Below are 11,708 nucleotides of genomic sequence, written 5' to 3'. Positions count from 1 at the left end.
ACTTTGCCAGCCATTTATGACGTTTTTTATGCGTTAGCGTGACAATAAAGTGACAATTTACCGATATTCACCGATAAACCCCGCCCAAAGGCGGTTGTTTATAAGCCACAAAACACCGATAATATGCCCTCTTTATTTTTTCACTGTTGCGGACTGCTCAATGACCGACTATTTGCTGCTATTAATTGGCACAGTATTGGTAAATAACTTTGTGCTCGTTAAGTTTCTTGGCTTGTGCCCATTTATGGGTGTGTCCAATAAACTCGACACCGCTATTGGCATGTCCGCTGCAACTACTTTCGTACTAACGCTGGCGTCGGTTTGCAGTTATTTGGTGAATGAGTATTTACTTGAGCCGTTGGGGCTTATGTCACTGCAAACGCTGAGCTTTATTTTGGTGATTGCGGTCGTGGTTCAGTTCACTGAAATGGTCGTGCATAAAACCAGCCCAACTTTGTACCGTTTGCTGGGCATATTTTTGCCGTTAATCACAACCAACTGCGCGGTATTGGGTGTGGCTTTGTTGAATATTAATGAGCAGCACAACTTTGTTCAGTCAATTGTTTATGGACTGGGCGCTGCCATTGGCTTTTCTTTGGTTCTTATTCTTTTCTCAGCCTTGCGCGAACGTCTGGCTGCAGCCGACGTACCAGTCACGTTTAAAGGATCTGCGGTTGCGATGATAACAGCCGGCCTTATGTCTCTCGCCTTTATGGGCTTCAGCGGATTAGTGAGCAGTTAAATGAGTGTATTGGGAGCGGTAATTACACTTGGTATTCTAGCGCTGATATTCGGCGTTATTCTGGGCTTTGCGGCGGTGAAGTTTAAGGTGGAAAGTGACCCTATCGTTGACCAAATCGACGAAATTCTTCCACAAACCCAGTGTGGTCAATGCGGCTATCCCGGCTGTCGTCCATACGCAGAAGCCATTGCAAACGGTGACGATATTAATAAGTGCCCTCCCGGTGGCGAGGCGACCATAAAACAGTTAGCCGATTTAATGGGCGTTGAGGCGAAACCGTTAGACTCAGCCCACGGTGAAGAGGACGTAAAAAAGGTGGCCGTCATTCGTGAAGACGAATGCATTGGCTGCACCAAGTGTATTCAAGCTTGCCCGGTCGACGCTATTCTAGGTGCCGCCAAACAAATGCACACCGTTATTGAGCACGAATGCACAGGCTGCGACTTATGTGTTGGACCTTGCCCAGTCGACTGCATCGACATGGTCGCCGTGAAGGCTAGTCCGGAAACCTGGCAATGGGACCTCGATACAGTTAAAGGAAACATCAAAAAGAACAGCATTCCGGTGAAGGTGGTTGAATGAGCCATTCAGATAACAACACCATTTATGTATCGAGTAACGTCTCTGGACACTTCCCTGGTGGCATACACCCTCCGGAGAGAAAAGCGCCGGCGTGCAACAACTCCATACGTTCACTGCCTTTACCTGACGAGTTAATACTACCGGTACGTCAACACATTGGCCCATCGGGTAATTTACTGGTTGAGCCCGGCCAGAGAGTTGATAAAGGTCAGCAGCTAACCGAGGCCAGTTTGAGCTTGGGGCTACCTCTACACGCCCCGACGTCCGGTATTATTCATGCGATTGAAGAACGCCCAACGGCACATGCGTCGGGTCTACCCGAACTTGCCATTGTAATAAAGCCCGACGGCGAAGATCGCTGGGGCAATAAACACACCATCCCGGACTACCGGGAAGTTGAGGTTTCTCGCTTACTTGAACTGATTCAACAAGCCGGCATCGCAGGTTTGGGTGGGGCTGGTTTCCCAACCGCACAAAAACTGGCACAACAAAAGCCTTTACGTCATCTCATTATTAATGGCGTTGAGTGCGAGCCTTATATTGCTGCAGACGACGGACTCATGCAGGCATACGCAGACGATATTGTTGCGGGTGTAAAAATTCTGCAGTACATCACCCATTGTGACTCTGTGCTTTTTGCCATAGAAAATAATAAGCCCAAGGCTATTGATGCTATTCTCGCTGCTATTGGGGACGATTCACAAATAGCATTGAAAGTTGTACCAACCAAATACCCTTCGGGTGGCGAAAAACAGCTTATTGAACTGCTCACCGGTGAGCAGGTTCCCAGTGGTAAGTTGCCAATGGATATCGGTTTTCTCATGCAAAATGTTGGCACCGCTTATGCCGTCAAACGCGCTATTATTCATGGTGAACCATTACTGGAGCGTGTTGTGACGATGACCGGCGACGCTATTGCGAAGAAACGCAATGTCTGGGCATTGTTAGGGACTCCCATTGAGCACTTGTTGAAAGAGTCAGGGTTTACCGCCCAAACCAAACAACGCGTGATTATGGGTGGACCAATGATGGGTTTTACACTACCGAGCATTGAAGTTCCGGTAATAAAAACCACTAACTGTGTTTTAGCGCCGACAGAGGAAGAGCTTCCTGCCCCCGGACCTGAACTGGCCTGCATTCGTTGCGGTGCCTGCGCCGATGCCTGCCCTGCAACCCTACAACCTCAGCAACTGCAATTATTGGCCAAAGCAAAAGACTACGATGCGTTAGACGAGCAGAACTTGTTTGACTGCATAGAGTGCGGCGCGTGTGCCTATGTTTGCCCCAGCGAAATTCCATTAGTGCATTATTATCGTAAAGCGAAAGCAGAGATACGCAACATTGCCCGGGAAAAAGCCAAAGCTGAGCATGCGCGTCAGCGTTTTGAAGCGCGCCAAGAACGTTTAGAACGTGAAAAACAGGAGCGTTTGGAGCGTCATAGAAAAGCAGCCGAGGCGCGTAAAAAAACTCAGGCTGAAAAAGCCGAGACGCCAAGTTCGGACAGTAAAGAAAAGCCGGAGTCAGGCGGCAAATCGGCGGCAGTTGCAGCCGCTATCGCCCGCGCTAAAGCTAAAAAGGCCGCCCAGGCACAAAAAGCCGATGAAGAAAATAGCTCAGCGAAAGGAAATGAGTCATGAGTTTTAAAATAGCATCATCGCCTCACGGACATAGCCAGCACAGCACCAGCAGCATGATGCGCTGGGTCTGTTATGCGCTCGTGCCGGGCGTCTTGATACAAAGCTACTTCTTTGGCTTCGGTGTTTGGTTTCAAATCGTTCTGGCAGTCATTACCGCGTTGCTCGCTGAATCGGCCTGCATTATCGCGCGTGACCGCCCTGCCATGTCAGCCCTGCGCGATAACACAGCCTTGGTTACGGCTATTTTATTGGCCATTAGTATTCCGCCTTTAGCACCCTGGTGGATCATTGTTATCGGTACGCTGTTTGCTATTGTTGTTGTGAAGCACGTATACGGTGGCATGGGACAAAACCTGTTTAATCCGGCGATGGCGGGTTACGTTTTATTGCTAGTCTCTTTTCCGGTACAAATGACCAACTGGCTACCGCCATCGACAATAGGTGAGCATTCACTCACGCTTTGGCAGACGCTACACACCATACTGTTTGAATATACGCCGGCGGGTTACAGCGTCGAACAACTGCGAGCCGGTATTGACGGCGTTACTATGGCGACGCCATTAGATGCTATAAAAACCGGACTAACCCAGGGTTTCACCCTAACCGAGATATATGACAAACCACAGTTTAGTTTCTTAGCAGGAGCAGGCTGGCAATGGGTTAACCTTGGCTTTCTCATTGGTGGCTTGTTACTCATACAGCAACGTATTATTAGCTGGCACATTCCTGTCGGCGTTATCGCTGGGCTGTGCGTGCCGGCCTTTTTTGCTTACCTGTTCGCACCGGACTTAATGGCGGGTCCTATCGTCCATGCACTGAGCGGTGCAACCATGCTAGGCGCATTTTTCATTGCAACCGATCCGGTATCAGCAGCCACATCAAACCGAGGCCGAGTGGTTTTTGGTCTATTAATCGGTTTGCTGGTGTTTATTATTCGTAGTTGGGGGGGCTACCCCGACGGCGTTGCATTTGCTGTGCTGTTAGCCAACATGTGTGTGCCTATTATTGATCGTTATACAAGACCAACCGTGTATGGTCACGGAGAGCGCAAATGACCATTAATAGTATGCAGAAAAACGGCCTGATATTGGCTGCCTTCGCAGTGATTGCCACGGCTTTAGTGGTGGGCGTACAAGTGCTCACTAAAGATAAAATAGCGCAACAACAACAAGCTCAGGTACTGCGCACTTTGAATCAGCTTATTCCGCCCGCTATGCACGACAACGATCTGTATGAGTCCTGTCGTCTGCTGACTCATGCCGCTCTTGGCAGCAACGAACCGCACCCAATGTATCGAGCCTGGGTTAACGATGAACCCACCGCATTAGCCGCCGAAATTGTTGCCCCCGACGGTTATTCCGGGGCCATTCGTTTATTAGTCGCGTTAAAGCCCTCAGGGGAGTTACTTGGTGTCAGAACATTGCGCCACCAGGAAACACCAGGGCTTGGCGACAAAATAGAAATAGAGAAAAACGACTGGATTACGTCGTTTTCAGGCAAACGAGTGAAATCCCAAGACGATGATCGCTGGGCGGTAAAACGCGATGGTGGCATGTTTGATCAATTCACAGGCGCAACCATTACACCGCGTGCGGTGGTTGGCGCTGTTAAACGAGCCACACTCTATTTAGAAGAAAACGCAGGCACATTATTCAATGCTGAGCTTCAGCGCTGTCAGGAGGCCGCACAATGAACGAGTACAAAGAACTGACTTGGCAAGGACTTTGGGACAACAACCCAGCGCTGGTACAATTACTGGGGCTATGCCCGTTGCTGGCGGTCACCGCCTCTGTAACCAATGCGATGGGACTTGGCTTAGCCACACTGTTCGTTCTTATTGGCTCTAATGTGACCGTTTCACTGGTGCGTAGCTTCGTGCCTCAGGAAATACGTATTCCAGTCTTTGTTATGGTTATTGCTACCTTTGTGACCGTTATTCAACTGCTAATGAACGCTTATGTGTTCGAGCTGTACCAGTCGCTCGGTATTTTTATTCCGCTTATTGTTACAAACTGCGCCATTATCGGCCGTGCTGAAGCTTACGCCTCTAAGAACCCTTGGCAGAAAGCGGCGTTCGACGGGTTGATGATGGGGATCGGTTTTGCACTGGTACTAATGCTGCTTGGCGCTATGCGTGAAATTATTGGTAATGGCACATTGTTCGACGGTGCTGAACTGCTACTTGGGGACTGGGCGGCCCAATTACGAATTGAGTTATTCACCGTTGACTATCCGCTTCTGCTCGCCATATTGCCGCCAGGCGCCTTTATTGGCATGGGCTTTATCATTGCCCTGAAAAACCGAATTGATGCTATAAAAGCCGAGCGAGCAGAGAAGAAAACCGTCACCCGCGCCCGCGTAACCGCACAACAATAACAACTACTTATGAATAAAAATAAGCGCTACGAAATTTTAAGCCGTCTTCGCGACAATAATCCAAACCCAACCACAGAGTTGGAATATGAAACGCCGTTCCAGCTACTTATCGCCGTATTATTGTCTGCTCAGGCAACCGATGTCGGGGTTAATAAAGCAACACGTAAGCTATTTCCGGCCGCTCCAACGGCTGAGGACATGCTGGCCCTGGGGGTTGAGGGGATAAAAGAGTACATAAAAACCATTGGTTTGTTTAACTCGAAAGCCGAAAATGCCTACAAGACCTGTAAAATTCTGGTGGAGCAGTACGGTGGTAAAGTGCCGGAAGACAGAGCCGCATTGGAAGCTCTGCCGGGGGTTGGACGTAAAACGGCTAATGTCGTTTTAAATACCGCGTTCGGCTGGCCAACCATTGCCGTTGATACGCACATCTTCCGCGTTTCTAATCGAACCAAATTGGCACCAGGGAAGAACGTGAAAGAAGTGGAAGAAAAACTGATAAAAGTGGTGCCAAAGGAGTTTAAAGTCGACGTACACCATTGGCTTATCCTACACGGTCGCTACACTTGTATTGCCAGGAAACCCCGTTGTGGCTCGTGTATTATTGAAGACTTGTGCGAGTTTAAAGACAAAACCAGCGATTGAGCCTGTTAAAGCTCAATCCCTGAGGGTTTTGCGAGCTGTACGATAACCCGGCGATTTAACTGTCGGTTAATCTCGTTGTCATTTGACTTAATCGGTCGATCCTCACCGTGACCAACCGTTTTTATCCGATCAGCCGCTATACCACGCTCAACAAAAAACGTCTGTATTTCTTCGGCACGCTGCTCTGTCAGCTCTTGGTTTGGTCCCCGCGCGCCGAGCGAATCGGTGTAAGCATCAACAAGGACAAGGTCAAGATCATTGTCGACTTTCAAGTAATCGCTAATTTGCTTTAGCTTACGCTGTGACGATACGGTCAGTTTTTCACTGCCATCTTCATGATTCAACACTGTGTAGGCAATATCTTCAAAGCTAAACGGGAGTAACGCATTGACACAACTTAAGAAGTCATCATATTTATTGCGGAAATTCACCGAGGACAACGACACAGCCACCTGATCACGGTTGTTATACCAGTCGTCGTAGAAAAACGTCGGATACCGGCCTTTTTCCAGTTCGCTCAACAGTGTCCAGGCTAATTGCTTTTGTAACTCGCCATTAAACTGCTTATAAAGCTGCATAGAGCCAATTTGGTAACTTGCTTCACCCGGACGCCAGCGAGGTGGCACAGATTCAATCACCGAGACACCATAGCTGTCAGGCAACTTTCTCATGTCCATTTTCATACGCAAGTTGAGCTGTTTACTTGCTTCGCTTTGAAAGCGAACTTTACCGTAGCGCGGAATTTCATGCTCTAACGCACATTCCAGGCGAGTATCTTCACTTAGCTGCCACGACGAGCTATCAAGATCAGCGCTGTAATGCCTAACTGCATTGGCGTTTGCCTGGCTCGTGGCCAGCAATACAGACGCTGCAGCCGCAGTTAACATCAGCCAGTTTTTCATAGGCACTCCGGTTCAAAGTTCGAATACGCTTTTATCGGCATTTATTCGCCGCGCTTTAGCGTTTCTCTCAGCATTGTCGATATATCTTTGGCATAATAGGCGCCAATTGAGATAACCACTTAAATAACTAAAGGGTCTTTATGTCTGACACTTCTGAGTCGCTAATGAAGAAACGGTTTCGTGGCTATATGCCGGTCGTTGTTGACGTTGAAACTGCGGGTTTTAACGCAAAAACAGATGCCCTTTTAGAAATAGCGGCGGTACTGCTGGACTTTGACAGCGACGGCACGTTAAAGCCGGTTGATTCAGTGCATTATAACGTCGAACCTTTTGAAGGCGCCAACATAGAACAAGCGGCTATCGATTTTAACGGCATTGATCCAGACAGTCCCCTGCGCGGCGCAGTCCCAGAGTCAGAGGCATTACGCGAACTGTTTAAACCCATTAGAAAAGCGCAAAAAGCGGCGGGTTGTCAGCGCTCTGTTTTGGTCGGTCATAACTCGAACTTTGACCATAGTTTTGTCATGGCTGCGGCTGAACGGGCCAATTTAAAACGTAACCCGTTTCACCCCTTTGTAAGCTTTGACACCACGTCTTTGGCCGCTCTGACTTTAGGGCAAACGGTACTAATAAAAGCTTGCCAGGCTGCCGGAATTGAGTTTGATGGGAAACAGGCTCACTCCGCTCTTTATGACACAGAGCGTACGGCAGAGTTATTCTGCTGGATGGTCAACCGTTGGAAAGATTTAGGAGGCTGGCCACTGGCTTCTAGTGACTAACTTTAGAAACGTAAAACAAAAAAGTCGCTCCGAAGAGCGACTTTTTACTATCATTAAACGCTTATAGTTTGTCAGCGTTTTTAGACAGGTAAGAAGCAACACCTTCAGGGTTGTCTTTCATGCCTTCTTTACCTTCTTCCCAACCTGCGGGGCAAACTTCACCGTGCTTCTGATGGAAGTTCAATGCGTCAACCATACGCAGCATTTCGTCGATGTTACGACCTAATGGTAAGTCGTTAACAACCTGGTGACGAACCATACCGTCTTCGTCGATCAGGAATGAACCACGGAACGCAACGCCTGCTTCTGGGTGCTCAACGTCATACGCTTTACAGATGCTGTGACGTACGTCAGCAACCAATGGGTATTTCACCTGACCGATACCACCGTCGTCAGTTGAGGTGTTACGCCATGCGTTGTGCGTGAACTGAGAATCGATAGAAACACCGATAACTTCTACGCCACGCTTATTGAATTCTTCTAAACGCTTGTCAAAAGCGATTAGCTCAGAAGGACATACGAAAGTGAAGTCCAGTGGGTAGAAGAAAATAACTGCTTTTTTGCCTTTGATATGGTCAGACAGTTTGAAATCTTCAACAATTTCACCTGAGCCAAGTACCGCTGCTGCAGTAAAATCAGGTGCTTTACGACCTACTAATACAGACATTGATTCTCTCCATTTCAGTTAAAGTAAATGAAACCTTCACAATCGGTAATGGGGATAGACCAAGTTAAAAACAAGGGCTCTGTCAAAACTTTTGACCGATTGCTTACTATTTGTTCAGCTGATTTACTCTGCTGACGGTTCCGGGTGGCGCTCTGCTACCTCTGTAATCAGCTGCTGCAATTCACCATTTTGGAACATCTCAATGATAATATCACAACCACCGACTAATTCACCTTCAACCCAAAGCTGTGGGAAGGTTGGCCAGTTTGCGTACTTTGGCAGTTCCGCACGAATATCCGGGTTCTGCAAAATATCCACATAAGCAAACGCCTGGCCACATCCCATAAGAGCCTGTGATGCCTGTGACGAAAAGCCACAGCTTGGCAGTTTCGGCGAGCCTTTCATGTATAACAAAATGGGATTTTCTTCGATTTGTTGCTTAATTCTGTCAACCGTTTCCATAACACCTCTGCTCTACATAATGGTTGATTAAAACACTCAAGTATTCTAGCACAGCAGAAAAGATTTGCCTAAATTGAAAGATTTCCTTGAAAAGCAATCTAACCAACCCTATATAACGTAGATACAAGAATAAAATTCGTCTTCTGGCGATTATAAATACGTGTCGCCAGATACTAAGTTGCCTTAAAAGAAAAACTACGGAGAGAGACTATGGCATTTGAACTACCCGCTCTTCCTTATGAGAAAAACGCATTAGCGCCTCATATCTCAGAAGAGACTTTAGAGTATCACTATGGCAAGCACCACGCGACTTACGTCAACAAACTGAACGATGCCGTCAAAGGTACTGACCTTGAAAGTAAGTCGTTAGAAGACATCATTAAGTCAGAAAAAGGTGGCTTGTTTAATAACGCTGCTCAAGTCTGGAACCACACGTTTTACTGGAACTGTTTGAGCCCAAATGGTGGTGGCGCTCCAACTGGCGCTATTGCTGACGCTATCAACGACAAATGGGGTTCTTTCGAAAAATTTCAGGAAGAATTCAACGCAAGCGCAGCAGGCAACTTTGGCTCAGGCTGGACTTGGCTAGTGAAAAAATCTGACGGCTCTGTTGATATCCTGAACACCGATGATGCAGACACTCCAGTTGCACACGATGGTGTTGAAGCTCTATTAACTGTCGACGTATGGGAACACGCCTACTACATTGATTATCGCAACTCTCGCCCTAACTACCTGGAAGCATTCTGGAAGTTGGTGAACTGGGACTTTGTGAACAAAAACTTAGGTTAATAGTTCTGAGTTTTACAAATACAAAACAAAAAGGCGCCTCTGGCGCCTTTTTTATTGTTCAAATTCAATTTTAAAGCCAAGGACGATGCCCTTTTAGAACCAAGGACGATGCCCTTTTAGAACCAAGGACGATGCCCTTTTAGAACCAAGGACGATGCCCTTTTAAAACCAAGGACGATGCCCCTGAACATAGGTTTCCTCGAATTCATCGTCAGGCTTAACGATATAAATAATAAATTCGACGAATGCAATAATGCCAATAATAATCGACGGAAAGCCTAAAAGAATAAATCCAAACAAGAACACCAACAGCATAATAACGCCTTCTTTGGTGTATCCCAGATAGAATTTATGCGCACCAAAAGCACCTAAGAAAAAGGCCAAGACAGCGGCGGCAATTTTCTTCGACGATGTGCTAGTACTTGAGGCAGCGGAGTCTGGGTAAACCGCTTCAGCTTTGTCACCGGTCACTGCAAAATCGACTTTCGCACCCACTTTCGGCAACTGGTTTCCTTTCCATTCTGAAATATCGAGAGTATAACGATTACCATCTTCACCAGAGATAATGCCGCTACGGTTGCCCTCGTCAAAATCTAGTACTGATCCCTTCATTTTCTTATTTTCCTTTTAGCTATTAGGTCGGTATCAGCTAATAGGTTATAGAATTGTAAATAGCTAAGCAACGCAAAAATTAAGATCATAAAAAAAGCGCCTTTCCGGCGCTTTATTCGACTAGGTTATTGGGCATGTCGCCTCGTAAACTGTGCCATATTTCCGCAGATTCATAGCCGTAGCGGCGCACCAGGTTGACCGATTCGTTATAGTCGCCCTCTTTGGCGCAGTTCACTAAATTTTCATAATAATCGCGTGCCAGTTGGCGGGCCTCAGGTGAAGAAAAGTAGTACTGACCGATTCGTGAATACAGACCTTTAAATCCGTTTAACACCAATACATAAATCGGGTTTCCGGACGCCATGGCTAAGTCGTGGTTTAGCTGATAGTCAAACTCTGCGAAGCTCTTTTCATCGTCCTCAAGCTCTTTCGCTGCTTCTATCAACTCAATGACGCGGCCTGGGTTATGACGAATGGCTGCGCGGATATAAATAGCACTAATATTGGTACGGGCAGATAAGAGTTGATCAACCAACTCTGGCATGCCATCTTCATCAAGGCGAGCTAAGGTTTCCAGTATATTTAACCCGGAAGTTTCCCAGAAATTATTCACTTTTGTCGGCTTACCATGTTGAATGGTCAACCAACCATCACGAGCCAAGCGTTGCAAAACTTCCCGTAACGTCGTTCTAGTAACGCCAATTAGTTCCGATAATTCACGTTCTGCGGGTAAAATGGTTCCTGGCGCAAAATGCCCGTTCCAAATAGACTTAACGATATACTCTTCGGCAAATCCCGCCGGACTTTTGGCTTTTATAATCATTTTCCCGCCCAAATGCTGAATGATAGAGTGATTCTAGCAGTCTTATACGAGGTCGGACAAGATAACTTCTGCCTTTATATCGACATTCACGAAGCATTTGGGTATGGTTTCATCGTTTTTACACTTTCTTAAGGAATAGAGTGATGCTGTCTATTGGTCAGTGGCCGACCAAACCGTTTGCCTGGCTTCTTCTTTTTCTGGGGTGTGCCGCACTTTTAGGAGCCGCACTGTACTTTCAGGCTGTATTAGGTCTTGAACCTTGCGTCAAGTGTGTTTATCAGCGCATGGCCGTTGTTGGCATTGCCCTTTCTGCCATTATTGGACTCATCGGGTCAGGTTATGCGTTATTGCGTTGGGTAGCGCTAGTCGGTTGGTTATACAGCAGCTTTGAAGGGTTGCGTATTGCTTACGACCACTGGGACTTACAAACGTCTAAGAACGCCTTTTTCGCCGTATGCGAAAGCGCGCCAGACTTTCCAGGCTGGGCGCCGCTGCATGAGTGGTTTCCTGGGTTGTTTGCTGCACCAGGCTTATGCGGTGATATTGACTGGCAGTGGCTTGGAATGGGAATGCCCGGCTGGATGACATGGATATTTGGTGGGTTACTGCTCTTAGGTGTTATTGTCACGCTAGCCCACTTCATTGGCTTATTTAAAAAGCGTAAAGGCTTAGTGCTTTACCATAAATAG

15 protein-coding genes are annotated in these 11,708 nt (G+C 47.2%); 10 read left to right on the top strand and 5 right to left on the bottom strand.

Features of this window, described 5'->3' with window-relative positions; genetic code table 11:
- Window positions 1-160: 160 nt before the first annotated feature.
- Genes rsxA through nth form a run of 7 tightly spaced genes read left to right on the top strand, consistent with a single transcriptional unit; the run spans window position 161 to window position 5,982 of the window.
- On the top strand, window positions 161-742 hold the full coding sequence (gene rsxA, locus CWC33_RS09570; protein ID WP_053952646.1) for an electron transport complex subunit RsxA: 582 nt from the start codon (window positions 161-163) through the stop codon (window positions 740-742).
- Window positions 743-1,324 carry an electron transport complex subunit RsxB gene (gene rsxB, locus CWC33_RS09565; protein ID WP_100691735.1) on the top strand — a complete coding sequence of 194 codons (582 nt, stop codon included), beginning with the start codon at window positions 743-745 and terminating at the stop codon, window positions 1,322-1,324. It begins immediately after the preceding gene.
- Window positions 1,321-2,961, top strand: coding sequence for an electron transport complex subunit RsxC (rsxC, locus tag CWC33_RS09560; RefSeq protein WP_100691734.1), 1,641 nt, complete (start codon window positions 1,321-1,323; stop codon window positions 2,959-2,961). Before rsxB ends, rsxC begins: the two co-directional genes overlap by 4 nt.
- Window positions 2,958-4,016 (top strand): electron transport complex subunit RsxD, encoded by a 1,059-nt coding sequence (gene rsxD / locus CWC33_RS09555; protein WP_100691733.1) that lies wholly within the window; start codon window positions 2,958-2,960, stop codon window positions 4,014-4,016. The genes rsxC and rsxD overlap by 4 nt, the downstream gene beginning before the upstream one ends.
- On the top strand, window positions 4,013-4,654 hold the full coding sequence (gene rsxG, locus CWC33_RS09550; protein WP_100691732.1) for an electron transport complex subunit RsxG: 642 nt from the start codon (window positions 4,013-4,015) through the stop codon (window positions 4,652-4,654). Before rsxD ends, rsxG begins: the two co-directional genes overlap by 4 nt.
- On the top strand, window positions 4,651-5,337 hold the full coding sequence (locus tag CWC33_RS09545) for an electron transport complex subunit E (protein ID WP_088767777.1): 687 nt from the start codon (window positions 4,651-4,653) through the stop codon (window positions 5,335-5,337). Before rsxG ends, CWC33_RS09545 begins: the two co-directional genes overlap by 4 nt.
- Before the next feature lie 9 nt (window positions 5,338-5,346).
- Window positions 5,347-5,982 (top strand): endonuclease III, encoded by a 636-nt coding sequence (gene nth / locus CWC33_RS09540; RefSeq protein ID WP_100691731.1) that lies wholly within the window; start codon window positions 5,347-5,349, stop codon window positions 5,980-5,982.
- A 5-nt stretch (window positions 5,983-5,987) separates the two neighbouring features.
- Here the strand turns inward: nth and CWC33_RS09535 are convergent, their stop codons facing one another.
- Window positions 5,988-6,884 (bottom strand): flagellar protein MotY, encoded by an 897-nt coding sequence (locus tag CWC33_RS09535; protein WP_100691730.1) that lies wholly within the window; start codon window positions 6,882-6,884, stop codon window positions 5,988-5,990.
- 140 nt (window positions 6,885-7,024) lie between these two features.
- Between CWC33_RS09535 and rnt the strand changes: the two genes are divergently transcribed.
- Window positions 7,025-7,663 (top strand): ribonuclease T, encoded by a 639-nt coding sequence (gene rnt, locus CWC33_RS09530; protein ID WP_100691729.1) that lies wholly within the window; start codon window positions 7,025-7,027, stop codon window positions 7,661-7,663.
- A gap of 61 nt (window positions 7,664-7,724) precedes the next feature.
- Here the strand turns inward: rnt and CWC33_RS09525 are convergent, their stop codons facing one another.
- A complete protein-coding gene (locus tag CWC33_RS09525) occupies window positions 7,725-8,330 on the bottom strand; it encodes a peroxiredoxin (RefSeq protein WP_088767774.1) in 606 nt (201 codons plus the stop codon).
- Window positions 8,331-8,453: 123 nt separating this feature from the next.
- On the bottom strand, window positions 8,454-8,792 hold the full coding sequence (locus CWC33_RS09520) for a Grx4 family monothiol glutaredoxin (RefSeq protein ID WP_088767773.1): 339 nt from the start codon (window positions 8,790-8,792) through the stop codon (window positions 8,454-8,456).
- A gap of 210 nt (window positions 8,793-9,002) precedes the next feature.
- Here CWC33_RS09520 and CWC33_RS09515 point away from each other — a divergent pair, with 210 nt between their 5' ends.
- Window positions 9,003-9,584, top strand: coding sequence for a superoxide dismutase (locus CWC33_RS09515; RefSeq protein ID WP_100691728.1), 582 nt, complete (start codon window positions 9,003-9,005; stop codon window positions 9,582-9,584).
- A gap of 162 nt (window positions 9,585-9,746) precedes the next feature.
- Here the strand turns inward: CWC33_RS09515 and CWC33_RS09510 are convergent, their stop codons facing one another.
- A complete protein-coding gene (locus tag CWC33_RS09510) occupies window positions 9,747-10,196 on the bottom strand; it encodes a TM2 domain-containing protein (protein WP_100691727.1) in 450 nt (149 codons plus the stop codon).
- A 112-nt stretch (window positions 10,197-10,308) separates the two neighbouring features.
- A complete protein-coding gene (gene fadR / locus CWC33_RS09505; protein ID WP_100691726.1) occupies window positions 10,309-11,019 on the bottom strand; it encodes a fatty acid metabolism transcriptional regulator FadR in 711 nt (236 codons plus the stop codon).
- Between the two features lie 143 nt (window positions 11,020-11,162).
- On the opposite strand from fadR, the gene dsbB reads away from it, so the two are divergent.
- Window positions 11,163-11,708, top strand: a complete 546-nt coding sequence (gene dsbB / locus CWC33_RS09500) for a disulfide bond formation protein DsbB (RefSeq protein WP_100691725.1) — start codon at window positions 11,163-11,165, stop codon at window positions 11,706-11,708.

Origin of the sequence: Idiomarina sp. X4 (assembly GCF_002808045.1) — a bacterium.
In the GTDB taxonomy this organism is placed as follows: Bacteria; Pseudomonadota; Gammaproteobacteria; order Enterobacterales; family Alteromonadaceae; genus Idiomarina.
Note: the sequence above shows the minus strand (reverse complement) of the source record. Positions and strands in the feature narration are given on the sequence as shown.

Coding starts and splice junctions, on each gene's coding strand:
- rnt (WP_100691729.1), top strand. CDS start 7,025: ATGTCTGACACTTCTGAGTCGCTAATGAAGAAACGGTTTCGTGGCTAT.
- rsxA (WP_053952646.1), top strand. CDS start 161: ATGACCGACTATTTGCTGCTATTAATTGGCACAGTATTGGTAAATAAC.
- dsbB (WP_100691725.1), top strand. CDS start 11,163: ATGCTGTCTATTGGTCAGTGGCCGACCAAACCGTTTGCCTGGCTTCTT.
- CWC33_RS09515 (WP_100691728.1), top strand. CDS start 9,003: ATGGCATTTGAACTACCCGCTCTTCCTTATGAGAAAAACGCATTAGCG.
- rsxD (WP_100691733.1), top strand. CDS start 2,958: ATGAGTTTTAAAATAGCATCATCGCCTCACGGACATAGCCAGCACAGC.
- CWC33_RS09510 (WP_100691727.1), bottom strand. CDS start 10,196: ATGAAGGGATCAGTACTAGATTTTGACGAGGGCAACCGTAGCGGCATT.
- rsxG (WP_100691732.1), top strand. CDS start 4,013: ATGACCATTAATAGTATGCAGAAAAACGGCCTGATATTGGCTGCCTTC.
- fadR (WP_100691726.1), bottom strand. CDS start 11,019: ATGATTATAAAAGCCAAAAGTCCGGCGGGATTTGCCGAAGAGTATATC.
- nth (WP_100691731.1), top strand. CDS start 5,347: ATGAATAAAAATAAGCGCTACGAAATTTTAAGCCGTCTTCGCGACAAT.
- CWC33_RS09525 (WP_088767774.1), bottom strand. CDS start 8,330: ATGTCTGTATTAGTAGGTCGTAAAGCACCTGATTTTACTGCAGCAGCG.
- CWC33_RS09535 (WP_100691730.1), bottom strand. CDS start 6,884: ATGAAAAACTGGCTGATGTTAACTGCGGCTGCAGCGTCTGTATTGCTG.
- rsxC (WP_100691734.1), top strand. CDS start 1,321: ATGAGCCATTCAGATAACAACACCATTTATGTATCGAGTAACGTCTCT.
- rsxB (WP_100691735.1), top strand. CDS start 743: ATGAGTGTATTGGGAGCGGTAATTACACTTGGTATTCTAGCGCTGATA.
- CWC33_RS09545 (WP_088767777.1), top strand. CDS start 4,651: ATGAACGAGTACAAAGAACTGACTTGGCAAGGACTTTGGGACAACAAC.
- CWC33_RS09520 (WP_088767773.1), bottom strand. CDS start 8,792: ATGGAAACGGTTGACAGAATTAAGCAACAAATCGAAGAAAATCCCATT.